This is a genomic window from Roseobacter sp. HKCCD7870 (assembly GCF_037830315.1).
Taxonomy (GTDB): domain Bacteria; phylum Pseudomonadota; class Alphaproteobacteria; order Rhodobacterales; family Rhodobacteraceae; genus M30B80.
Window position 1 is genome coordinate 860,358 of record NZ_JBBLYO010000001.1, and the last position, 22,220, is coordinate 882,577.

Genomic DNA, 22,220 nt, shown 5'->3' on the forward strand with positions numbered 1-22,220 from the left:
GTCCTATTGCGGTCGCGTTAGATCCAATCAAGGTTGACGCGGGTGATCGGATAGGCCTCGCTCAGGCGTTCGCGCAAAGCGCGGAAACGGGGGCGAAGCTCTTTGAATTTATTTTCATGGGTTTCAGCCACAGTCAGGCGGATTTTGTCAAACAGGCCCGCCGCCTCCATCGCTTCTAGAAGGTCAAACTCAGCGCCCTCGACATCCATTTTGACAAAGGCAATTTCGCCATGCTCTGCGATGAGATCACGCAAAAAGGCCGGGAAATCCAACAGGCGCACATCTATCGCGCGCCCCAGATCCTGATCAATCATCCGCCCGCCTTCCAAGACAGTGGATTTGACGGATGCGCCTTTTGGGTTTTCGTCAAAATTGACAGCCCGCATCAATTGGATCGCGCCTTCGCGCGTGCCAAGTGCCGCTTCATGAATGGTTACGTTTGGCGCATCGGCAAAGCGTTTTTTTAACGTATCAATGCAATAGGGATCAGGATCAAATGCGTGAACATGGGCGCCTGACGCGGCAAGCTGTGCGGTCACATCCCCACCATTCGCCCCACAATCGCAGACCACATCACGCGGGGTCAGCATCGACACAACCCCCATCAACAGCCCATCCGCCTGCGCCTTGCGCGCATTGCGGCGCGCGCGGCGGCGGAACCGATCAAACTCGGCTTGCAGCTGTTCAAGTTCGATGAGGGTTTCGGTCATTGCATCCCCTCAGGGACAGGGGGGCACCCTTCTGGCACAGGATCCCCATTAAAGGCCGCATCGCCGCACGGGTTGATCTGCCGCCAAGCATGGCCCTGCCCTACGTCATCCAAGGCAACCACGATATCGACCCCATAGACAAAATCGCGCGCACCCAAGTAGGCGGTTGCGCGCCCCGCCTCTAGGGCGGCACCAATCGCCTCGGCGTCAAAACATTGGAACCAAGATGGCGCGATCAAGGGCGTTGCCCCCCCATAAGGTTCCGCTGCCGAAATCAGCGCCTCTTGGCCTGCCTCAAGATCAAAACAAGCGCGGAACCGAATGGGCGAGCTGTTGCTGTCAATGCCATCGAAGTTGGAAATGGCCAAAGGCGTGGGCGCGCCATCAACGCTGAGCGTGATCTGCCCGCGCGGATCATCGGGCATGACAGGGGCATAATAGGCGCGGGTTTGCGCATACCACATTCCCGCCCCTGCCGCCAAAGCCGACAGGGCAATCGCCGCTACCACAAAACGACCCACACGTTTATTGCTCATGCGTGCTGCCCCGCCTCGAATCCGCCCGCCTCAGTTTGCACGAAAGCGTCAGCGCACAGTTTCGCCAATGCGCGCACGCGACCAATGTAACCCTGCCGCTCCGTCACCGAAATGACCCCACGGGCATCCAACAGGTTGAACATGTGGCTTGCCTTGATGCATTGATCATAGGCGGGATGCGCCATGATGATCCGCTTGCCTGTTTTGGGATCAATATTTTCTGCGGCAAGGATGCGCTGACATTCCGCTTCTGCCTCTTCGAACTGACGCAAAAGAATGTCTGTGTTGGCCGTGTCAAAGTTGAAGCGGGAATATTCTTCCTCGGTCTGACGGAACACATCCCCATATTTCAACGCAATCGGTGCATCTGGATCATTAAACGGCATCTCCATCACATGATCCACGCCCAGAACATACATCGCCAGACGCTCAAGACCATAGGTTAACTCGCCCGACACAGGGTGGCAATCATGCCCGCCCACCTGTTGGAAATAGGTGAATTGGCTGACCTCCATGCCATCACACCAAACTTCCCAACCAAGGCCCCAAGCGCCCAAAGTCGGACTTTCCCAGTCGTCCTCCACAAAGCGAATGTCATGCATCGCCATATCAATCCCGATGGCCTCAAGGCTACCAAGATAGAGATCTTGCAAATTGGGCGGGCTTGGTTTGATCAGCACCTGATACTGATAATAATGCTGCAAGCGGTTAGGGTTCTCCCCATACCGGCCATCGGTGGGGCGGCGCGAGGGCTGCACATAAGCTGCCGCCCAAGGCCGCGAGCCTAAGCTGCGCAAGGTTGTGGCAGGGTGAAAGGTTCCCGCCCCGACCTCCATGTCATAGGGCTGCATCACGGCACAGCCTTTCTGCGCCCAATAGGTTTGAAGACGCAGGATGATCTCTTGGAAGCTGCGGGGCTTTTCCATGCGCGACATTGATCGTTCCTTGGGCTTAACGAAAGTTGTCGACCACATAGGACGCAGGATGCCGAGGGTCAATCACAGCTTGTGAGCTGCGCGATGGGAAATTTACGAAATTATTGGTGAAAACGGGGTGCATCCCGTCCGTTTCGCGGATAACCTGAACAAAATCACCCTTAAGGTTACGGATTAGGGCAATATGCAAAATCACGGGGTTCGGGCAGGTCAGACTGCGCGGTTGCGGGCGACAATTGTGATCTCCTTGGCCATTCTATGCGCCAGTCTGATTGGCCACGCGCCACAGGTCCAAGCGCAGGCCCAAACAGATTTGGTTTGGGTGCAAATCGAAGCGCATCCCGATCTGGTTACGGCGCAATCGCGTCTGCGCGTCTATGAAAGCCGCAGCGCCACCATGGGGGTGGCAGGGTTCATGATGCGCACGGGCCTATATGCGCTAGCCCTCGGCCCCTATCCGCGCGATCTGGCGCAGGAACGCCTGCGCGATCTACGGGCCTCCGGTCAAATCCCTAGCGACAGCTATATGCAAACGCCGCAAAACTACACGCGCCAATTCTGGCCTATTGCGGCCCAAGCGACAGCACCGCAGGTGATCGCAATTGAACCTTTGCCCGAGGTCGCGCCACAAGACGCGCCTGAAGAACCATCACAAACACCCGTGAAACCAAAAGCCGCCCCTGCAACCACGCCCCAAACAGATGCGCCACTGCGAGAAACCCTAGCCCAAGCGCGCGCAGGCGAAGCGGATCTTGATCCCGCCGCGCGCGATGATTTGCAGCGCGCGCTGCAATGGTTCGGGCTTTATGATGGGGCGATTGATGGGGTATTTGGCGCGGGCACGCGGGCAGCCATGGCGGCATGGCAGGGCAGGAATGACTGGCCCGAAACGGGGGTATTAACCACCGCCGAACGGTCAGATTTAATCGCGCAATGGCAGGCAGACTTGGCGCAACTCGGCCTAGAGCGGATCACGGACACCCGCGTGGGCATCGCAGCACTCTTGCCCATGGGATATGTGGAATTCGCGGCCTATGCCCCCCCTTTCGCGGTCTTTGCCCCGACAGGTGCGCGCGGGGTCGAGGTCGTGTTGATCTCCGCCGAGGGGGATCAAGCACGGCTGCAGTCTTTGTTCGAGATCGTAACGGATGCCGACATCATGCCCGAAGGGGGTTTGCGCGATATGCTGCGGGGCCGTTTTGATATTGCCGCCAGTGATGCGGCGCGCTTTACCACGGGTTTTGCCCGCTTAGAGGGCGGCGCGATTAAGGGTCTAATCATCCGTGGTCCCGCCACAGAATATACCCCCATCGCACGGCTGATGCCGCAAATTGAGGAAAATTTCCTAGCATTAGACGGCGTGTTAGAGCGTGACACCGCACCAAGCGGCACATCACCCTCGCTGAATATATCGGAAACAGAGCCAAGCCCCCTTGCGCAACGCTCAGGCGTTTTTGTGACGGACATAGGCCATGTCTTAACCGATGCAAGCCTACCGCAAACCTGCCCCACCCTACGCCTCAATGATGCGGTTGCCGCGCGGGAGATTTACCGCGACAGCGCCCTTGGGCTTGTGGTGATTGCGCCCGACACCCCGCTGACCCCACCAGCTTTGGCTGAATTTACAGCCGCCTCTCGGATGGGATCGGCGCAATATATCGCTGGATTTGCCTATGAGGGCAGGCTTTCAGCGGCCACCTTGCGACCCTTGGAGGACGCAGGCCCCGCCTATCCAAACCCCTCGCAAACCGAGTTGGGCGGGCCCGTCCTTGATGCCACGGGCGGGCTTTTGGGGCTTTATCGCGGGGGGGCTGTCACGCCTGCTGCCGATATCAGCACAACGCTTGCGGCGGCAGGGCTGCCTGCCCTGCCCCGTGTGATCCGAGAGGAACCGCTGCGCGGCGAGACCTTAGCGCGGCTTGCGCAGGCGATCACGGCAAAGGTGACCTGTCTTTCGCGTTAAGCGTGTATTTTGGTGGAAATCACCCCCAAATCGGAGACAAAATTCCTACGCCCCTTCCCCTTGCGGCGCAGCGCGATATGTTGCACCACCACAGGTGACGCATTTTAACTCCCCCGAGGTTTTACGATATGGCAGATGGCAGCTTGGCAATGGATGCAAAACCCACCGAAGAAATTTCGGTGCGGGATGTCTTTGGCATCGACAGTGATATGAAGGTTAAAGGCTTTGCTGACGCGACTGATCGTGTGCCTGAGATCGACTCAACCTATAAATTTGATCGCGACACGACATTGGCGATTTTGGCGGGGTTTTCGCACAATCGCCGCGTTATGATCCAAGGCTATCACGGCACGGGGAAATCCACCCATATCGAACAGGTCGCCGCCCGCCTGAACTGGCCCGCCGTGCGCGTGAACCTCGACAGTCATATCAGCCGTATTGACCTCATCGGCAAAGACGCCATCAAACTGCGCGATGGTAAACAGGTGACCGAATTCCATGAGGGCATCCTTCCTTGGGCCTTGCGCAATCCTGTCGCCATCGTGTTTGACGAATATGATGCGGGCCGCGCTGATGTGATGTTCGTGATCCAGCGCGTGCTCGAGCATGATGGAAAGCTCACCCTGCTTGACCAAAACGAGATCATTCAGCCGCATAAATATTTCCGTCTTTTCGCAACGGCAAACACTGTCGGTTTGGGCGACACCACAGGTCTTTATCACGGCACGCAGCAGATCAACCAAGCGCAGATGGACCGTTGGAGCCTCGTGGCGACCTTGAACTATCTCAGCCATGATGCCGAAGCCGCAATCGTTCTGTCAAAGGCCCCTCATTACAACACGGCAGAGGGGCGTAAAACGGTCAGCCAGATGGTCACAGTTGCCGATCTCACACGCACGGCCTTTATGAACGGGGAATTGTCGACTGTGATGAGCCCGCGCACCGTCATCAACTGGGCTCAGAATGCCGAGATTTTCCGCGATACGGGCTATGCGTTCCGTTTGTCCTTCCTCAACAAATGTGACGAACTCGAGCGCCAGACTGTCGCAGAGTTTTATCAGCGCTGCTTTGATGAAGAATTGCCAGAAAGTGCTGCAAGCGTCAGCCTTGGCTAAGGAAAGACCGACACCCAATGGGCAAGCCCACCGATAATCCAGCCGATCCGTTCAAAAAGGCGCTTGCCGATGCGACACGGGTTTTGGCCAATGACCCCGATCTTGGGGTCAGCTATTCGGTTGACCCGCCTGGTGCCAGCAATGACACGATCCGCCTGCCGCAAATCAGCCGCCGCATGAGCCGCGATGAGGTTCTGCTTGCGCGCGGCACGGCTGATGCGTTTGCACTGCGTCATCGCTTTCACAACCCCCGCATTGCCGCGAAATACGAACCCACGGGGCCTATTGCGCGCGATTTGATGACGGCGATTGAAACCGCCCGTTGCGAAGCCATTGGTGCCCGCGTCATGCCTGGCACAGCTGGGAATATTGACGCAAAAATCGGCGCAGAGGCGCGGCGCAAGGCCTATGGTGAAATCACCGAACGCAGCGATGCGCCGCTGTCGACCGCGGCGGGATATATGCTGCGCCAGATTGCAACAGGCCGCCCCCTGCCCCCCGAGGCGCAAAATATCGTAGAGCTGTGGCGCCCCTTCATTGAAGAACGCTGCGGCGAAAGCATAGATGCCCTCAAAGGGTCACTGGACGATCAAGCTGCCTTTTCGCGCGTTGCGCGGCAATTCATCTCTGATCTGGGATATGCTGACCAACTGGGCGATGACCCCGACCAATTGGACGACCAAGAGGATGAGGACAGCGCCGATCAAGATCAGGAAGAAACACCAGACAGCACAGGCGATAGCGAAACTCAGGAAGATGACAGCGCCGATGCCGACCCAGAGCGTTCGCAAGAAGAACAGCAGGACGCCTCTCAGGCACAGGTGCAAATGGATGAAAACGGCGATGCCGAGGAGGGCGAGGAACAAGAACTGCCCGATGGGGACGCGCCCGTTGAACCGCCCCAAGCGCCCCATCATTCGGATGCTGATCCAGATTACATCGTATTCTCAACCGCCCATGACGAGGAAATCGCCGCCGAAGATTTGGCCGAAGCTCAGGAGCTTGAACGCCTGCGCGCCTATCTTGATCAGCAGTTGGAACCTTTGAAAGGCGCGGTCAGCCGCTTGGCAAATAAACTACAGCGCCGCCTTCAGGCACAGCAAAACCGCTCGTGGGAGTTTGACCGAGAAGAAGGAATCTTGGATGCAGGCCGCCTTGCGCGGGTTGTGGCCAATCCTACAACGCCTTTGTCCTTTAAGGTCGAAAAGGATACCGAATTCCGCGACACGGTGGTGACGCTTCTTTTGGACAATTCAGGCTCGATGCGCGGGCGGCCCATTTCCATCGCGGCAGTCTGCGCCGATGTTCTGGCGCGCACGCTAGAGCGCTGCGATGTAAAGGTCGAAATCTTGGGCTTCACCACCCGAGCGTGGAAAGGTGGGCGCGCGCGCGAGGAATGGCTGGCACAAGGGCGCGCGCAGCAACCCGGTCGTCTGAATGATCTGCGCCACATCATCTATAAATCAGCAGACGCCCCGTGGCGGCGGGTGCGCGACAATTTGGGCCTGATGATGAAAGAAGGCCTTTTGAAAGAAAACATCGATGGCGAGGCGCTGGAATGGGCGCATAAGCGGATGTTGGCCCGCCCCGAAGCCCGCAAAATTTTGATGGTCATTTCGGATGGCGCGCCTGTCGATGACAGCACCTTATCCGTGAACCCCGCGAATTACCTTGAAAAGCACTTGCGCGATGTGATCAGCATGGTTGAACGCAGCCGTGCCGTGGAATTGTTGGCGATTGGCATTGGTCATGATGTAACCCGCTATTACGAGCGCGCCGTGACGATCACTGATGCGGAACAGTTGGCAGGGGCAATCACCGAACAATTGGCGGCCCTCTTTGACACTGACCCGCGGGCCCGCGCCCGCGTTATGGGATTGCGCAACGGGGGCGCAAAATCAGGGTTATATCGGTTTGGATAAGCGGGCAGAGTTTCAAAGTTTTGATACTGCCTCCCGCCCCGACCAAGGCGCCCCGCGCGTGGCCGCTTTGCGTGACTGTTTCCCAAAACTTGGGGTCGATGGTGTTTTAGTTCCGCGCGCCGATGCCCATCAAGGCGAATATGTTGCGCCTTGTGATGCACGGCTTTTGTGGTTGAGCGGGTTTTCTGGCTCGGCGGGGTTCTGTGCCGTTCTCAAAGAGCAGGCTGGTATCTTTATTGATGGCCGTTACCGCCTTCAGTTGCGCGATGAGGTCGATTTAGACATCTTCACCCCTGTAGATTGGCCCAAAACCAAACTTGAAACATGGCTGCCCACAGCATTGCCGAAGGGCGGCGTGATCGGGTTTGATCCATGGCTGCACACAATGGCCGAGATTGACCGCTTGGCTGAGGCTGTTACAAGCCATCAGATCACCTTGCGCCCACTTGCTGAGAACCCAATTGACGCGCTTTGGTCTGACCGCCCGCCGCCGCCTCATGGGAAGGCGAGCGCCTATCCATTGCACTACGCGGGCCGCAGCGCCGTTGAAAAATGTAGCGAAGTGGGGCTTGATCTCGCCGCCCAAGGCGTAAGTGCCGCTGTGCTCAGCCTGCCCGACTCAATCTGTTGGCTGTTAAACATTCGCGGCGCCGACCTGCCGCATCTTCCCGTGGTTCAGGCCTTCGCCATTCTCTCAAGCACAGGCAGCATCAGCGTATTTGCCGACCCTGCGAAATTCGCGGATGTTGATCTGCCCGATCAGGTCACGCTTTACCCGCTCAACCGCTTTGAGGAGCGGTTGCGCCAAGAGGCAAACTCTGGTCCCATCCGCCTTGATCCCAAGACAGCCCCCCATAAGCTGCGGATGATTTTGGCCGAGGCAGGGGCAGAAATTGACGAAGGCCCCGAGCCTTGCACCCTGCCCAAGGCGCGCAAACATCCCGCCGAGATTGACGCAACCCGTGCTGCACATCTGCGCGATGGGGCCGCCATGGTGCGGTTTTTGCATTGGTTTGATCACCACGCCCCTCAAGGCGGGTTGACTGAAATTGAGTGCGTCTGCGCGCTTGAACGCTTTCGCCGCGAGACGGGCGCGCTGCAAGATATCAGTTTTGATACAATCGCAGGCGCAGGCGCACATGGCGCGATTGTGCATTATCGCGTGAGCGAGGCCACCAATGCGCCGCTTGCGCCAAACACGCTGTTTTTGATCGATTCAGGCGGGCAATATCTTGATGGCACCACCGACATCACCCGCACCCTGCCCGTGGGGGATGTTGGGCTTGAGGAAAAACAGGCCTTTACCCAAGTTTTGCGTGGCATGATTGCGCTGTCGCGCGCGCGCTTCCCCAAAGGATTGGCGGGGCGGGATTTGGATGCATTGGCCCGCGCCCCCCTCTGGGCCGCTGGACGCGATTATGACCACGGAACAGGTCACGGTGTCGGGGTCTATCTCAGCGTGCATGAGGCCCCGCAACGGATCAGTCGCGCCTCGGATGTGCCACTTGAGGTTGGGATGATTTTATCAAACGAACCAGGCTTCTACAAAGAGGGGGCTTATGGGATCCGCATTGAAAACCTGATTGTCGTCCAAGAAGCCGCCCCAATTGCAGGGTGGGATGCGCGGACGATGTTGGAATTTGAAACTTTGACCCTCGCCCCCATTGATCGGCGGTTGGTGGTCAGTCATGACATGGCGGCGGCGGATATCGCATGGCTGAACGAATATCACGCCCGCGTGGCCAAAGCCCTGATGCCGCTGGTGCCGCCCGAGGCGCAGGCATGGCTGCGACAGGCCACTGCGTCCATCGCGTAGTCTTTCCGTTACCTTCCCTAGCTATTCTCAGACCAAGCCTGTATGAGAGGCACAAGAAGGAGATCTATTCATGACCAACACAATGTCGATTCGCCCTGCATCGGGGAAATATGTTGTGCGCGCAGGCGGCGCGATCGTGGCGGAATCTGCTGCGGCATTGGAATTGAACGAGGGCGATTTGCCCGCCGTGATCTACTTTCCGCGCGAAGATATCGCCATGGCGCTTTTGGAAAAGACCCAAAGCACCACCAAATGCCCCAAGAAGGGAATGGCCAGCTACTATGCCATTTCAACGGCATCAGGGCAGATTGACGATGCGGCGTGGTCTTATGAAGATCCAAAAACGGACGAAGCCCAAGCCATTAAGGGCCATATCGCCTTCTTTACCGACCGCGTCACAGTCGAGCGTATTTAACAGCGTGTCCGTCAGCTGTGCTCTTCAGCGGCAGTGTCCGCCATGGCACGGGTATAGGCTTTGAGCGCATCAATATGGAACACCGCCCCCTCTAGGGCGGGCGGCCCATCCTGCGGATTTTCTTTGATCACGGGAATGTAATCCGCTTCGGTTTTCTCAAAAATCGGCATGATGGTTTCAAGCGTATCCTCAAGCGTCACAAACACCCCTTTCGCAACCTGCGCCAAGAGGGCATCAGCGGGCGCGGCACGCGGGTCAGTCATGGGCCGCATGATCCGCCCTGCCCCGACCATGGCCAACAAATAGGCCTGTGGCCCTGCCGCCAAATGGATGTTTCGCCGTTCAAGTTGGGTCAAAAAGAACGAGCGATCTACAAGGCGGCTGGCAAGCGCCGTGGAAAGGGACACAGAAACCATCACCGCAAGGCCCGTTTGCCAGTCGCCTGTCAGTTCAAACACAATCAACGTGGTTGAGATGGGCGCGCCCAAAACAGCGGCGGCAACCGCACCCATCCCTGCCAAAGCGTAGAGCGTCACCGACCCTGACATCTCGGGCAGGATTGCGGTCGCGATCAAACCAAAGGCAAGGCCCGTCAGCGCGCCAATCATCAATGAGGGGGAAAACACCCCGCCCCCCATGCGCCCCGCAACCGTGATTGCCACGGCAACCGTCTTGAGAATGGCGAAGATAATCGTCTCATGCAGCACCAATTGCCCCGTGAGAGCGGCGCTCGTGGTCTCATAGCCCACGCCAATGATATGGGGGAAGAAAATCGCCAAGCCGCCCAGTAACGCCCCCGCAATCGCAGGGCGCAAGAACCGCGGCAAGCGCAGGAAATTTTGTACCCGAGTGCCTTGGTCATCGGCCCAAAAGGCCGCGCGGATAAACACCACGGCAACAAGCCCACAGATCAATCCCAACATGAGATAGGCGGGCAGTTCCGCGTAAAAGCCCAAGGCGCTTTCACGACCCAATGTGAACTCTGTCACATCGCCCAAGGTGAGGCGACTGATCACTGTGCCTGCCACACTGGCAATGACAATGGGCGCAAATGCATGCACCGCGAAATGGCGCAAGATCACCTCAAGCGCGAAAAGCGCCCCTGCAATTGGTGCATTGAACGAGGCGGAAACAGCCGCGGCCACCGCGCAGCCCAACAAATCCCGCCCCGTGATCCCATCGGCACGAATAAGCGCGGAGATTTTACTAGAGATTACGGCAGCCAAATGCACCACAGGCCCCTCTCGACCCGTAGAGCCGCCTGAGCCAAGCGTGATTAAGGACGCCGCAGCCGAGGCAACGCCCGCGCGTATCTCAACGCGACCTTCATTCAGCGCGGCCCCTTCAATCACATCCGCCACAGAGCGCACCCGCCCATCAGGCGTAAAGCGATGCAGGATCATTCCCACCAAAAGCCCCCCCAAAATGGGGATCAGCAAAATCAGATACCACGGCAAACTTTCGGCGTAGCTGTGCAAATGACGGATATCTTCGGTGCCGTAAAGCGTGGCTTGCAAGCGATCTACACCAAGGCGGAACAACACCGCCGCACTGCCTGCTGCCCCCCCAAGCACAAGCGCGATAAACCAAAACTGAATTTGGCTTGGGCCTTTGCGGCGCAGGATAAACCATGCCTCCGAGAACAAGGCGCGCTGCTGGCGCCATGTTGCTGCCAACATCGCCTTAAGGGGGTGTTGCCCAGATCGGGACGGGTCTTTATCCAACTTACCAGCCTTTGCGCCGCGCCTCTATAACCACCAAAGGCCCAAAGAGGTTGAAATTCAACCCTCTATCAGCTGCGCACCCCCGCAAAGCGGGCTTGCCATTCTTCGCGCTGCTCGTCACTGATCTTTGCGAAAAGAACCTCAGGCACAGTGAAGCCCTGCCCAGCTGGCAGCCGCGAGAGGCCTTCTGCGACATCTTCGGGCCATGCGTAATCTTTGCACCCCATCGCATCCAACATTGCCTGTGCGGCATCTGGGATGAACGGCGCAGACAAGAGCGCATAAAACGGGATGAGGTTCAGAGAAAACCGCGTGATGGCCGCGGCGCGATCTGGATCTTCCTTGAACACCGTCCAAGGGGCTGCAGATTGCAAATATTCATTCCCCAAAACCCAAATTGCGCGCAATTCGGCGGCGGCTTTGCGAATTTCAATCGCCTCCATATGCGCCTGATAGGCCGCAAGGCGGGCCTGTAAATCAGCCATCACTTGGGCCTCTTGTGCGCTGTAGTCGCCCGCCTCAGGGATCACTTCACCGAATTTTGAGCGGCAGAATTTGGTGATCCGACTGACGAAATTGCCCAGAACATCGGCCAAATCCTTGTTCACGCCTGCTTGGAAATTCTCCCAAGTGAATTCGCTATCCGAGGTTTCTGGCGCATGGCTCAGCAACCACCACCGCCAATAATCCGAAGGCAGGATCGACAAAGCCTGATCCATGAACACGCCACGCCCTTGGCTGGTCGAGAATTGGCCGCCATCATAATTGAGATAGTTGAAGGATTTGATGTAATCCACCAGCTTCCATGGCTCGCCAGAGCCTAAGATCGTTGCAGGGAAGCTCAAGGTGTGGAAGGGCACGTTATCCTTGCCCATGAACTGGACGTAACGCACATCTTGCGCGCCCCTGTCTGTGCGCCACCACCGCTCCCAATCATCTCCCTTGCCTGCGTCAACCCATTCTGCGGCGCAGGCGATATATTCAATCGGCGCATCAAACCAAACATAGAAGACCTTGCCCTCCATCCCTGGCCATTCATCCTTGCCCTTTTTAACAGGGATGCCCCAATCCAAATCGCGCGTGATGCCACGATCTTGCAACCCGTCCCCGTCATTGAGCCATTTTTTGGCGATAGAGGTGGTCAGAATTGGCCAATCTGTCTTGCTGTCGATCCACGCGTTCAATTGATCCCGCATAGAGGATTGGCGCAGATACAGATGCTTGGTCTCGCGCACTTCCAAATCCGTTGAGCCAGAAATCGCACTGCGCGGGTCAATCAAATCGGTCGGGTCAAGCTGCTTGGTGCAGTTCTCGCATTGATCGCCGCGGGCCTTGTCATAGCCGCAATTGGGGCATGTGCCCTCAATGTAGCGATCAGGCAAAAAGCGGCCATCGGCATTGGAATAGACCTGCCGCTCGCTCACCTCAGAGATCAGCCCTGCCTCGGCCAAACGGCCTGCAAAATGCTGGGTCAATTCGTGGTTTTGCGGGCTAGAAGACCGGCCAAAGTGATCGAAACTCAGGCGAAAACCCTGTGCAATCTCAGCCTGAATTGCGTGCATTTTAGCGCAATATTCGGCGACATCCATGCCCGCTTTAGCGGCGGCTAATTCGGCGGGCGTGCCATGCTCATCTGTGGCACAGAGAAATAAAACCTCACGGCCCCGACCGCGGTTGTAACGGGCGAAAAGATCAGCAGGCAATTGGCTGCCTACGAGATTTCCCAAATGCTTGATCCCATTGATATATGGGATCGCCGAAGTGATCAGAACACGCTCCATCACGCCCGCCTTGTCTTAGATGAATTCCTTCGCTCTCGCGTCTAACCCAAAGCAAAGCGGATGGCTAGACGGTGCAAAGATGTCAAACAAAACTGGGCGCTATGGATTTCGCACAAAGGCCTGAGGATGCGCGCGTTACATGCCATGCGGCGGGCGGGGCAAGGCGCGCGCGCAGACGTTGCATATGCCATGCGCGCCCCTCTAGGCCTGCAGGCAGATTTCCTGCAAGCGCCCCTTGCATGGATAAGGCCCCATGATCGGCCGCTAAGGAAAAGCGCGTCTCAACCCCTGCTGCGCCCCCATGATGCGGTGTTAAAATCGCGGCGAAAGGCTGCCTTCCCGCATGTTCAGCCGCCAGATGCAAACGGCGGATCGCGGTCAGGTTGGGTGGCTCTAGCACTTCAGCAACCACAGTTTTACAGGCCCCGCTGCGCAAAGCCTCCTCCATGCACCATAACAGGTCTTCGCGCCGCTCAGGCGCGACAAAGATCATGCGGGCAGGGTCAATCTCCTCTGCCACGGCCTGCATATGCAGATGATCAGGGTGCCACGCAGGGCGGATCCAAAGCACCGCCCCCTCCATCCGCGCCGCCGCCCAAAGCGCCAGACGCCGCCGTGCGGGGCCGCAAAACTCATGCACCCGCCCAAGCCGCAAATCACACCCCTCGAAAAGGCGCAAAGACGGGTTTGCCCGCGCCACAGAGGCCGTAATGTGATCAAAAGAGGCATGGGTGATTTGCATGAGGCCAGACTAAATGTTCTTTTTTTGTTCTGCAAGAAATTTTCGCACTCCCCTTGCCCTTCTTGGGCATCTCGCTACCAATAACGCGGAAGATAGCAGCGAAGGATAGGATGGGATGCGCAAAATTCAGCTTGGCACCACAGACACAATGATCACCGATTACTGCCTTGGCACGATGACATGGGGCAACCAAACCCCAGAGGCAGACGCACATCGCCAAATGGATATGGCGCTTGCGGCAGGGATCAATATTGTCGACACCGCCGAGATGTATCCCGTTAACCCTGTGCGGGCGGAAACAGTCGGCAATACCGAAACCATTCTTGGCAATTGGAACCGCGCCAACCCTGCGCGGCGCGGCGATTATATCTTGGCCACCAAAATCACGGGCAAAAACGCCGCGTTTGTGCGCATGGGTGAGGATATAACAGCCGCAAGTTTTACCGCAGCACTCGATGCCTCGCTCGCACGACTGGGCACAGAGTATATCGACATTTACCAAATGCATTGGCCCAATCGCGGTTCGTATCATTTCCGCCAAAACTGGGCCTATGATCCTTCGGCACAGGTGAAATCCGTGACGCTGGCCCATATGGAAGAGATCTTGGATGCAGCAGATCGGATGATCAAAGCAGGCAAAATGCGCTATTTCGCGCTGTCCAATGATACGGTCTGGGGCGTTGCGCAATGGATGCGCCTTTCCGAAGAGCGCGGCCTGCCGCGTGTGATGTCCTTGCAAAATGAATATTCGCTCCTGTGCCGCCTCTATGACACAGATTTTGCGGAACTGGCCGTGAATGAGCAGCTGACCCTGCTGGCCTATTCGCCCCTTGCCGCGGGCCTTTTGACGGGGAAATACCAAAACGGGGCCATTCCAGAAGGCTCGCGCATGGAGGGTAACGGGGATTTGGGCGGTCGCAAAAGCCCGCGCGTCTTTGATGCGGTCGCAGCCTATCTAGACTTGGCGCAAAAGCACGGTATTGATCCAGTTCACATGGCTTTGGCCTTTACTGTGCAGCGCCCTTTCTCCGTCTCGACCATCTTTGGCGCAACCACAAGCGCCCAGCTTGCCCGCATTCTAGATGGCTTGGATGTGACCCTATCGGGCGATGTTCTGGACGAGATAAACGCGATCCATCGCGCCCATCCGTTGCCCTATTGATGCGCCTGCGCCTCACCCAAACCGCGCTTCTATTGGCCCTGTGTTTGATCACAGCCTGTAGCCCGCCCATGATGGGGGCAAGACGGGCGGATGCACCGATTGCCTCGACCACACGGTTTGAAGCCGCACGATTTGCGGGGCCATGGGTGATGCGCCACGCCATCGATAGAACCGCGCCGCGCAACCTCAGCTTTGAGGAAGGCAGCGGCCAAATCATAGGTTTGCGGTATGTGGATGGATCTGGCCAAAGGATGGCGCTGACCTCGGACGGCCCGCACCCTGCCCGCTTTACAGATGCGCGCGGGCGGGCGCTTTGGGTGCTTTGGGTTGATGATGACTATCGCACCGCATTGCTAGGCGCGCCTGACGGGCGCTTGGCGTGGATCATTGACCGCAGAACAACGGGGGGCGCTGATCGCATTGACGCTGCATTGCGCCTTGCTGCGGCCAATGGCTATGATCCAAATGATTTTATCGCGCTGAACCAATGACTACACGCTTGCCCTTTCTCAGGAAAGGCGCAATCTGATCGCATGCCAGTTTGGATTGCCGCCACCATCTTTGCTGCCTTCATGCAGAACCTCAGGTTTCTGTTACAGCATCACTTGCGCAAAAGTGCGCTGTCGACCGCAGGCGCCACTTGGGCGCGGTTTCTTTACAGCGCGCCCATCGTGGCCTGTGGCGTGATCCTATATGCCCGTATACGCGGGTTTGATTTGCCACAGATCCAACCCCAGTTCTGGGCCTATATCGTTCTTGGCTCATTGGCCCAAGTTCTGGCCACAGCCTGTGTTGTGGCGCTGTTTGAGTTTCGTAACTTCGCAATTGGCGTGACCCTGAAAAAGACGGAAACCATCCTGACCGCCTGCCTCGGTTTGGTGGTTTTGGGCGAAGGCGTATCGCTGTGGGTTTTTGCCGCCATCGTGGTTGGGGTGATCGGCGTTATTTTGATCTCAGACGGGGGGCAAAAGGGCGATGGTCAAACCCTTCTCGCGCGCTTTGCCACCAAGGCCGCATTTTTCGGGCTGGCCTCTGGCGGGCTTTTCGGGGTGTCTGCCGTGACCTATCGCGGCGCGATCCTAAGCCTTGAAGGGGGGGATGCGCTGCTGCGATCTGGATTTGCCCTTGCGGTGGCCTGCGCCATTCAAGCCAGCAGTTTGGGCCTTTGGATTGCTTGGCGCGAGCGCACACAAATTGGTTCTGTGCTGCATCAATGGCGCATTGGACTTCCCACGGGGGCCACCTCACTTTTGGGTTCACTTGGATGGTTCTTGGCCTTTGGCCTACAAAATGCGGCATTGGTCAAAGCGGTCGGGCAAGTGGAATTGGTCTTTACCTATCTCTTTTCTATCTTCTGGCTCAAAGAACGCAGCACCAAAAAAGAGGTGATGGGATTGGTTCTGATCCTCGCCGCGCTGCTCGCCATTATCCTGCAAGAGGCGTAAGAAAGCGCCATGTTCACAATACCCCTCGCCATTGCGCCGATTTTCGTTATGATTGCCACAGGCTACGGCCTGCGCCGCGCGGGCCTGCCCTCGGCCGAGTTTTGGAACCTCAATGACCGTCTGGTCTATCTGGTTCTGATGCCTGCCATCTTCTTTGACAGCATTTCTACGGCCGATTTGGGCGCTGCTGCTTTGGGTGGCTTTTCCGCATTGCTCTATGCGGGTTTTTTCGTGGGCATCATTGCGGGGCTCATCGGGGCGGGCTTAATGCGCCACCATGGGCGCGCCGCGGGCAGTTCTTTGGTGCAAGGGGCGGGACGGTTCAACACGTTCATCGCCCTTGCTGTCGCGGGCGCCCTATATGGACCTGAGGGGTTGGAGCTTGCGATTTTAGGCGCGGCCATTCTGGTGCCTGTGGTCAACCTAACAGTGGTGACCACGCTTGTCCTCATGTTGCCACAAGAGCGCGGCACGGGGATTGGCGGCCAGATCACGGCCACGCTAAAAAATCTTGCGAAAAACCCTTTGATCCTGTCGATTGCCGCTGCCATGGCATGGAACCTTGCAGGGTTGCCGCGGGTGCCAGTTTTTCACGACAGCCTCGAAATTCTGGGCCAAGCGGCCCTGCCCATCATGTTGCTGTGCGTTGGGGCGAACCTCAAACTGCGCGGCCTCTCGGCAGAGGCGGGGCCATTATTTCTTGCAGCCATCGCAAAGCTTGGCTTGTTTCCTGCCGCAATTATGGGGTTGGCTTTGATCCTCGATGTGCCGCCCCTACAGGCACAAATCGCGCTGACCTTTGGCGCGCTGCCAACAGGCGTGGCCGCCTATACATTGGCCCGACAAATGGGGGGGGATGCGCCGCTTATGGCCGCAATGATCACCGTGCAAACGCTGCTCTCCTTCGCAACGATGCCATTGTGGCTGAGCCTTGGAGAGCGGGTTTTCGGCCTATAGTTATTTCAGCGCAACGCCGTGTCGACCTGCCAAATCAGTGAAAAATTGCCATGCCACGCGGCCTGACCGCGCCCCGCGCGTTGCAGTCCACTCAATCGCCTCGGCACGTACCTGATCTTGGGGCACAGCCACGCCATAGGCGCGGCAATAGCCGTCAATCATCTCGAAATATTCGTCTTGCGTGCAAGGATGGAACCCAAGCCACAACCCAAACCGATCCGAGAGCGAGACCTTCTCCTCCACGGCCTCAGATGGGTTTATAGCGCCGCTGCGCTCATTCTCGATCATATCACGCGGCATCAGGTGACGGCGGTTGGAGGTGGCATAGAAAATCACATTTTCAGGGCGGCCTTGCACACCACCATCCAAAACCGCCTTGAGCGACTTATAATGTTGGTCATCATGGCTGAAGGATAGATCATCACAAAACAAGATCACGCGTGCAGGGGCCGCGCGCAACAGCGTCAAAAGCCTGCCAATCGTGGGCAAATCTTCGCGCTGTATTTCTACCAATTTGAGCGGCAGACCCTCGGCCACCACAGCCCCATGTGCGGCCTTAACCAACGAGGATTTCCCCATCCCCCGCGCGCCCCATAAGAGCGCGTTATTAGCGGCATAGCCGCGCGCAAATTGGCGCGTATTGGCCATAAGCGTGTCGCGCGCGCGATCCACGCCCACCAACATTTCAACACCCACGCGCGAAATCTGCGCGACAGGTTCCAAATGATCAGGATCTGCATGCCACACAAAGGCATCAGCCGCATCCCAATCAGGGGTTTGCGCGGCGGGCGGGGCCATCCGTTCTAACGCATCCGCAATTCGGGCAAGCTGCTTTTTCGCCATAGTCATTACTACCGTTTACTCTTTCTGCGCCGCGTCCTCTGCGGGCGCTTCATCGGCCTCGTCTTCATCCCACAGGCCTTCGGCCTTGAGGCGCTCCTTGCGCTTTTTCTCAACCATGGCGACCAAGAAAATGGAGATCTCGTATAGCCCATAAACGGCGGTGAACAGGATCAGCTGCGTGACAACATCGGGCGGGGTCACTAAGGCCGCAACGACCAAAATGCCCACAATCGCATATTTGCGCACATCGCGCAGACCTGCGGCTGAAACCAACCCCGCCTTACCCATCAAGGTCAAAAGCACGGGCAGCTGAAAGCACAGCCCGAAGGCAAAGATAAACTTAAGCGCCAGATCAAGCGACTCGCGCACCGAACCAAGAAAGACTGTTTGCAGCTCTTGTGAGGGCGCGGAGGGTTGGAATTCCCCCTCCCCTGCAATCAAGTTGGCCAAGGCAGGGATCGCATCAGAAAACCCGATGAAGAAATTCATGGCCAAGGGCGTGACGATGAAATGCGCGAAGGCAGCCCCCAAGAGAAACAAAAGCGGCGAAGCAATCAAGAAGGGAAAAAACGCATTTTTCTCGGTCTTATAGAGACCCGGTGCCACAAAGCGCCAAAGCTGATGCGCGATCACAGGGAAAGAAATCGCAAAGCCCGCTATCACCGAAATACGGATCAAGACAAAGAATTTCTCTTGCGGGGCGGTGAAGATCAAACGTGCATCTTCGCCCCGCGCGCGTAAGACATCGGCCAGAGGTTGCGAAATAAATTCAAGCAAGGGTTCGGCTACAGTGAACATAATCACCATACCCGCCACAAAGGCCAAAACCGAGCGGATCAACCGCGTGCGCAATTCCGCCAAATGCTCAATCAATGGGGCGGAATGATCTTCAATCTCGTCTTCGCTCATGCCTCATCCGCCTTTTTCGCGCGGGGTTTAGGGGCCGCTTTGGGCGCAGTCGTCTTGGCCTTTACAGGCGCGGCCTTGGCCCGTGTCGTTTTTGCGGGTTCGGCTTTTTTCGCAGGTGCCTTTTTCGGCGCTGCCTTGGGGGCCGCCTTTGCTTTGGGCGCCGTCTTTTTGGCAGGCGCGGCTTTTGCCTGCGCTGGCACCTCGCTTGGCGCCTCTGCTGGCTCACTGCGCTTAACGGCAGGTGCGGGGGCTTGTGTCGGATTTCCTTGCGCGCCCGCAGGTTTACCTTGATTGCCCGTCTTCAGCGGCTTGTCGCTGTTGAAATCTGCATCGAGATCAAGATCCGCGTTGAGAGATTGCTTGACCTTATCCAGACCATATTGACGCGGATTGGTCAGGGCTTTCATCTCGCGGTTCATTTCGCGCATGCCCGTTTGATCAGCCGCATCATTCATAGCCGAGGTAAACTCGCGCGCCATGCCTTTGATGCGCCCCACAAACAGACCCGCTTTGCGGAACATGACAGGCAAGTCTTTTGGCCCAACAACGATCAAGGCAACTATGCCGATCACCATCAATTCCATCCACCCGATATCAGGCATGGCGTCCCTCTCGTGACAAACCGCGATTAGCGCAGGGTTTCATGATCCCGCCCCGCGCCAATGCGCAAGGCCAATGACGATCATTAGGCCTTGTCACGCTCGTTTTCAGGGGTGACATCGCGCGCGCCCTCACCATCGGCAGCTTTATTTTCAAGCTCCTCGGTGCTGTCTTTGACGCCGCGCTTAAAGGCGGTGATACCTTTCCCCACTTCGCCCATCAGGCCCGCGATTTTGCCGCGCCCGAATAGAACCAGCACGACCACCGCAATCAGCAAAAGCCCTGCAGGGCCAATATTGTTGAACATTTCGCTCTCCCATTTCAGCGCCGACTAATGAAACACTCCGCACATCAACCGCGCCGCGTTTATATCTTGGCCTCAACGCCATAGCCCCCAAAGGCCAATGCCGCTTGCCCACCAAGGGAATGTCGCGAAATCCTGCGCCGCCTGCAAGGGGCAAAACGCCCCTGCACGCGGGAAACTGATCACGATTGTATAATGAAGGCCCGCTTAGGATGCTTTGGCCGCGGGAAAAACAAAACATTTCTCGCGGCGCAGGCTCAACCACATCGCGGTGCCTTTCTTGGGCAAAAATACGCCCGGCACCGTTGCACGGATCACCTCGCCGTTGAAATCCATGCGAAACTCAACAAGGCTTTCATGGCCCATGAAGCGCGCGCGCTCGACCATGCCGCGTGCTGGCACACCATCGCTGACAGTAGGGTTTGGGCCACGACCGCCCCGATCAAAATCAATCTTCACATGTTGGGGGCGAAAGACAATCTCAACCGCCGTGCCATCGGCAAAACCTGGCGCCAAGAATTGCCCAAAGGCAGTGTCGGTCAGCGCCCCGTCCACACGGCCAGAGATGACATTCACATCCGAGAAAAATGCCGCCGCCGCCTTGTCCACGGGGGCGTTGTAAATATTATACGGCGCGCCCTGTTGCACGATGTGACCGTTGCGCATCAAGGCGATTTGATCTGCCATGCGCATCGCTTCCTCGGGCTCATGGGTGACAAGAACGACCGCTGTGCCCTCTTCTTTCAGCAATTCCAATGTTTCATCGCGGATGCCATCGCGCAGACGATTGTCTAACCCCGAAAACGGTTCATCCATCAGCATTACTTTCGGGCGCGGTGCTAGCGCGCGGGCCAAGGCCACACGCTGCTGCTCGCCGCCCGACAGCATATGGATGCCTTTTTCCCCATAGCCTTTGAGATCGACACGGGCGAGCAATTCCTCAACCCGCGCGCCCACTTCAGGGCCGCGCCCCTTTAGACCAAAGGCTATATTTTGCGCCACGTTGAGATGCGGAAAAAGCGCGAAATCTTGAAAGATCAAACCGACCGACCGTGCCTCGGGGGGCAGATGCAGCCCTGCATCGGAGACAGTGACACCATCAAGCGCAACCGTCCCACCCGTTTGACGCTCGACCCCCGCGATGACACGCAATGTGGTGGATTTTCCGCATCCCGAAGGGCCAAGCAAACACATCACCTGCCCAGCCGCCACCGACAAGGATATGCCCCGCACCACTTCCGTCCCATCAAAGACGCAAGAGAGGTTGCTTACCTCAAGCCGCGGGGAATTTTGGCGCGGGACTTGGTTCATAGGGCGCTTGCATCCTGATAAAAACACTCAACTTGGTCAGCTATCAGGCACAAGCCCCCCTTTCAAGCGCCGCTTTGCTGCGGCCTCTCAAATGGTGATGGCGTTCTGACCACCATCCAAGAGCACATTTTGCCCCACCATGAAACCCACATGTTGCGAGCATAGAAAGGCACAGGTAGCGCCAAATTCCTGCGCCGTGCCGTAGCGCCCAACCGGTAGGGTGCCAAAGCGGCGGGTGCGTGCCTCCTCAACACTGATCCCCTCGCGTTCCGCCACACCCTTATCAAGCGCATCGGCGCGATCCGTGGCGTGAATACCAGGCAAGAGATTGTTGATGATCACCCCTTTGGCAGCAACCTGACGGGCTGTGCCCGCAACATAGCCCGTCAAGCCTGCGCGTGCAGAATTGGACAAGCCCAATTGTGGGATCGGTGCCTTGACCGATTGCGAAGTGACATTGACCACGCGACCCCATGATTTTTCCATCATATGCGGCATGTAATGTTTCATCAGCGCAATTGGCGTCAGCATATTGGCATCCAGAGCCTTGATGAAATCCTCACGCGTCCAATCCGACCACAAACCTGGTGGGGGGCCGCCTGCATTGGTCACAAGAATATCAATCGCACCCGCCCCCGCGATAACATTGGCGCGCGCCGCCTCATCGGTGATATCGGCGGCAATCGCGGTGACTGAAACACCATAGGTGTCACGAATATGCGTCGCAGTCGCCTCAAGCGCCTCTGCCCCGCGGGCGTTGAGCACCAGATCAACCCCTGCCTCAGCCAAGGCTTCGGCGCACCCGCGCCCCAAGCCCTTGGACGATGCACAAACCAATGCGCGTTTTCCCTTGATGCCCAAATCCATGATCTGCTCCCTCGCATTCCTTAATATCTTTCCTAGCGCGCAAGCGCGCCTCTGGGGGCAAGTTAGGTGCCTGTTGCTGCCAAATCCAGTGTTGCGTCAGATTTACCTTTCACCAAAAGCGCCGCTTGACCGCGCCCTGCCCCGTTTCTATTGAGAAAAAAGG

At 57.4% G+C, this 22,220-nt stretch carries 22 protein-coding genes; 9 read left to right on the forward strand and 13 right to left on the reverse strand.

All coding sequences use genetic code 11. From position 1 onward, the window contains the following. Nucleotides 1-17: 17 nt before the first annotated feature. Genes AAC637_RS04360 through AAC637_RS04375 form a run of 4 tightly spaced genes read right to left on the reverse strand, consistent with a single transcriptional unit; the run spans nt 18 to nt 2,377 of the window. Nucleotides 18-710, reverse strand: coding sequence for an FkbM family methyltransferase (locus tag AAC637_RS04360; protein WP_340302476.1), 693 nt, complete (start codon nt 708-710; stop codon nt 18-20). Next, a complete protein-coding gene (locus AAC637_RS04365; protein WP_340302477.1) occupies nt 707-1,246 on the reverse strand; it encodes a DUF6446 family protein in 540 nt (179 codons plus the stop codon). Before AAC637_RS04365 ends, AAC637_RS04360 begins: the two co-directional genes overlap by 4 nt. Next, nucleotides 1,243-2,181, reverse strand: a complete 939-nt coding sequence (locus tag AAC637_RS04370) for a glycine--tRNA ligase subunit alpha (RefSeq protein WP_340243106.1) — start codon at nt 2,179-2,181, stop codon at nt 1,243-1,245. The genes AAC637_RS04365 and AAC637_RS04370 overlap by 4 nt, the downstream gene beginning before the upstream one ends. A gap of 16 nt (nt 2,182-2,197) precedes the next feature. Further along, nucleotides 2,198-2,377: a hypothetical protein gene (locus AAC637_RS04375; RefSeq protein WP_340302478.1), complete on the reverse strand. Its 180-nt coding sequence runs from the start codon at nt 2,375-2,377 to the stop codon at nt 2,198-2,200. On the opposite strand from AAC637_RS04375, the gene AAC637_RS04380 reads away from it, so the two are divergent. The 5 genes from AAC637_RS04380 (at nt 2,366) to AAC637_RS04400 (ending at nt 9,412) form a co-directional block, all read left to right on the forward strand. Then, on the forward strand, nt 2,366-4,144 hold the full coding sequence (locus AAC637_RS04380) for a peptidoglycan-binding domain-containing protein (RefSeq protein ID WP_340302479.1): 1,779 nt from the start codon (nt 2,366-2,368) through the stop codon (nt 4,142-4,144). The two genes, AAC637_RS04375 and AAC637_RS04380, sit on opposite strands and share 12 nt — an antisense overlap. Before the next feature lie 128 nt (nt 4,145-4,272). Next, nucleotides 4,273-5,259, forward strand: coding sequence for a cobaltochelatase subunit CobS (gene cobS, locus AAC637_RS04385; protein WP_340243110.1), 987 nt, complete (start codon nt 4,273-4,275; stop codon nt 5,257-5,259). 17 nt (nt 5,260-5,276) lie between these two features. Further along, the gene (gene cobT, locus AAC637_RS04390; protein WP_340302480.1) at nt 5,277-7,181 is read left to right on the forward strand and encodes a cobaltochelatase subunit CobT; all 1,905 of its coding nucleotides are present in this window, start codon (nt 5,277-5,279) and stop codon (nt 7,179-7,181) included. Next, a complete protein-coding gene (locus AAC637_RS04395) occupies nt 7,174-8,997 on the forward strand; it encodes an aminopeptidase P family protein (RefSeq protein WP_340302481.1) in 1,824 nt (607 codons plus the stop codon). Before cobT ends, AAC637_RS04395 begins: the two co-directional genes overlap by 8 nt. Before the next feature lie 70 nt (nt 8,998-9,067). Next, nucleotides 9,068-9,412, forward strand: a complete 345-nt coding sequence (locus tag AAC637_RS04400; RefSeq protein WP_340302482.1) for a DUF427 domain-containing protein — start codon at nt 9,068-9,070, stop codon at nt 9,410-9,412. An 11-nt stretch (nt 9,413-9,423) separates the two neighbouring features. On the opposite strand, the gene AAC637_RS04405 is transcribed toward AAC637_RS04400, so the two are convergent. From AAC637_RS04405 to AAC637_RS04415, 3 genes are all read right to left on the reverse strand, one after another. Then, nucleotides 9,424-11,091: a chloride channel protein gene (locus AAC637_RS04405; protein WP_340302483.1), complete on the reverse strand. Its 1,668-nt coding sequence runs from the start codon at nt 11,089-11,091 to the stop codon at nt 9,424-9,426. Between the two features lie 113 nt (nt 11,092-11,204). Continuing rightward, nucleotides 11,205-12,917 (reverse strand): methionine--tRNA ligase, encoded by a 1,713-nt coding sequence (metG, locus tag AAC637_RS04410; RefSeq protein ID WP_340302484.1) that lies wholly within the window; start codon nt 12,915-12,917, stop codon nt 11,205-11,207. Nucleotides 12,918-12,999: 82 nt separating this feature from the next. Beyond that, complete coding sequence (locus tag AAC637_RS04415; RefSeq protein ID WP_340302485.1) at nt 13,000-13,659, reverse strand: ImuA family protein; 660 nt, start codon at nt 13,657-13,659, stop codon at nt 13,000-13,002. Between the two features lie 115 nt (nt 13,660-13,774). On the opposite strand from AAC637_RS04415, the gene AAC637_RS04420 reads away from it, so the two are divergent. From AAC637_RS04420 to AAC637_RS04435, 4 genes are read left to right on the forward strand one after another with little or no spacing between them, the layout of a single operon-like run. Next, complete coding sequence (locus AAC637_RS04420; RefSeq protein WP_340302486.1) at nt 13,775-14,821, forward strand: aldo/keto reductase; 1,047 nt, start codon at nt 13,775-13,777, stop codon at nt 14,819-14,821. Next, nucleotides 14,821-15,312 (forward strand): lipocalin family protein, encoded by a 492-nt coding sequence (locus tag AAC637_RS04425; protein WP_340302487.1) that lies wholly within the window; start codon nt 14,821-14,823, stop codon nt 15,310-15,312. The genes AAC637_RS04420 and AAC637_RS04425 overlap by 1 nt, the downstream gene beginning before the upstream one ends. A gap of 42 nt (nt 15,313-15,354) precedes the next feature. Further along, complete coding sequence (locus tag AAC637_RS04430; RefSeq protein WP_340302488.1) at nt 15,355-16,266, forward strand: DMT family transporter; 912 nt, start codon at nt 15,355-15,357, stop codon at nt 16,264-16,266. A 9-nt stretch (nt 16,267-16,275) separates the two neighbouring features. Next, nucleotides 16,276-17,223 carry an AEC family transporter gene (locus tag AAC637_RS04435; protein WP_340302489.1) on the forward strand — a complete coding sequence of 316 codons (948 nt, stop codon included), beginning with the start codon at nt 16,276-16,278 and terminating at the stop codon, nt 17,221-17,223. On the opposite strand, the gene AAC637_RS04440 is transcribed toward AAC637_RS04435, so the two are convergent. From AAC637_RS04440 to AAC637_RS04465, 6 genes are all read right to left on the reverse strand, one after another. Next, nucleotides 17,224-18,066, reverse strand: coding sequence for an ATP-binding protein (locus AAC637_RS04440; protein WP_340303144.1), 843 nt, complete (start codon nt 18,064-18,066; stop codon nt 17,224-17,226). It abuts the gene before it with no gap. A gap of 15 nt (nt 18,067-18,081) precedes the next feature. Beyond that, nucleotides 18,082-18,975 carry a twin-arginine translocase subunit TatC gene (gene tatC, locus AAC637_RS04445; RefSeq protein ID WP_340302490.1) on the reverse strand — a complete coding sequence of 298 codons (894 nt, stop codon included), beginning with the start codon at nt 18,973-18,975 and terminating at the stop codon, nt 18,082-18,084. Beyond that, nucleotides 18,972-19,577, reverse strand: coding sequence for a Sec-independent protein translocase protein TatB (gene tatB, locus AAC637_RS04450; RefSeq protein WP_340302491.1), 606 nt, complete (start codon nt 19,575-19,577; stop codon nt 18,972-18,974). Before tatB ends, tatC begins: the two co-directional genes overlap by 4 nt. Nucleotides 19,578-19,660: 83 nt before the next feature. Further along, nucleotides 19,661-19,882, reverse strand: a complete 222-nt coding sequence (locus AAC637_RS04455) for a twin-arginine translocase TatA/TatE family subunit (protein WP_317656028.1) — start codon at nt 19,880-19,882, stop codon at nt 19,661-19,663. 204 nt (nt 19,883-20,086) lie between these two features. Then, on the reverse strand, nt 20,087-21,190 hold the full coding sequence (locus AAC637_RS04460; RefSeq protein WP_340302492.1) for an ABC transporter ATP-binding protein: 1,104 nt from the start codon (nt 21,188-21,190) through the stop codon (nt 20,087-20,089). Nucleotides 21,191-21,277: 87 nt separating this feature from the next. Then, on the reverse strand, nt 21,278-22,057 hold the full coding sequence (locus tag AAC637_RS04465) for an SDR family oxidoreductase (protein WP_340302493.1): 780 nt from the start codon (nt 22,055-22,057) through the stop codon (nt 21,278-21,280). Nucleotides 22,058-22,220 lie beyond the last annotated feature (163 nt).

What these genes read in the sequence shown, in the direction of transcription:
- AAC637_RS04435 (WP_340302489.1), top strand. Translation starts at nt 16,276, where the DNA reads ATGTTCACAATACCCCTCGCCATTGCGCCGATTTTCGTTATGATTGCC.
- metG (WP_340302484.1), bottom strand. Translation starts at nt 12,917, where the DNA reads ATGGAGCGTGTTCTGATCACTTCGGCGATCCCATATATCAATGGGATC.
- AAC637_RS04425 (WP_340302487.1), top strand. Translation starts at nt 14,821, where the DNA reads ATGCGCCTGCGCCTCACCCAAACCGCGCTTCTATTGGCCCTGTGTTTG.
- AAC637_RS04400 (WP_340302482.1), top strand. Translation starts at nt 9,068, where the DNA reads ATGACCAACACAATGTCGATTCGCCCTGCATCGGGGAAATATGTTGTG.
- AAC637_RS04380 (WP_340302479.1), top strand. Translation starts at nt 2,366, where the DNA reads ATGCAAAATCACGGGGTTCGGGCAGGTCAGACTGCGCGGTTGCGGGCG.
- AAC637_RS04430 (WP_340302488.1), top strand. Translation starts at nt 15,355, where the DNA reads ATGCCAGTTTGGATTGCCGCCACCATCTTTGCTGCCTTCATGCAGAAC.
- AAC637_RS04365 (WP_340302477.1), bottom strand. Translation starts at nt 1,246, where the DNA reads ATGAGCAATAAACGTGTGGGTCGTTTTGTGGTAGCGGCGATTGCCCTG.
- tatB (WP_340302491.1), bottom strand. Translation starts at nt 19,577, where the DNA reads ATGCCTGATATCGGGTGGATGGAATTGATGGTGATCGGCATAGTTGCC.
- tatC (WP_340302490.1), bottom strand. Translation starts at nt 18,975, where the DNA reads ATGAGCGAAGACGAGATTGAAGATCATTCCGCCCCATTGATTGAGCAT.
- AAC637_RS04420 (WP_340302486.1), top strand. Translation starts at nt 13,775, where the DNA reads ATGCGCAAAATTCAGCTTGGCACCACAGACACAATGATCACCGATTAC.
- AAC637_RS04405 (WP_340302483.1), bottom strand. Translation starts at nt 11,091, where the DNA reads ATGTTGGCAGCAACATGGCGCCAGCAGCGCGCCTTGTTCTCGGAGGCA.
- AAC637_RS04360 (WP_340302476.1), bottom strand. Translation starts at nt 710, where the DNA reads ATGACCGAAACCCTCATCGAACTTGAACAGCTGCAAGCCGAGTTTGAT.
- cobT (WP_340302480.1), top strand. Translation starts at nt 5,277, where the DNA reads ATGGGCAAGCCCACCGATAATCCAGCCGATCCGTTCAAAAAGGCGCTT.
- AAC637_RS04460 (WP_340302492.1), bottom strand. Translation starts at nt 21,190, where the DNA reads ATGAACCAAGTCCCGCGCCAAAATTCCCCGCGGCTTGAGGTAAGCAAC.
- AAC637_RS04370 (WP_340243106.1), bottom strand. Translation starts at nt 2,181, where the DNA reads ATGTCGCGCATGGAAAAGCCCCGCAGCTTCCAAGAGATCATCCTGCGT.
- AAC637_RS04415 (WP_340302485.1), bottom strand. Translation starts at nt 13,659, where the DNA reads ATGCAAATCACCCATGCCTCTTTTGATCACATTACGGCCTCTGTGGCG.
- AAC637_RS04465 (WP_340302493.1), bottom strand. Translation starts at nt 22,057, where the DNA reads ATGGATTTGGGCATCAAGGGAAAACGCGCATTGGTTTGTGCATCGTCC.
- AAC637_RS04455 (WP_317656028.1), bottom strand. Translation starts at nt 19,882, where the DNA reads ATGTTCAACAATATTGGCCCTGCAGGGCTTTTGCTGATTGCGGTGGTC.
- AAC637_RS04440 (WP_340303144.1), bottom strand. Translation starts at nt 18,066, where the DNA reads ATGGCGAAAAAGCAGCTTGCCCGAATTGCGGATGCGTTAGAACGGATG.
- cobS (WP_340243110.1), top strand. Translation starts at nt 4,273, where the DNA reads ATGGCAGATGGCAGCTTGGCAATGGATGCAAAACCCACCGAAGAAATT.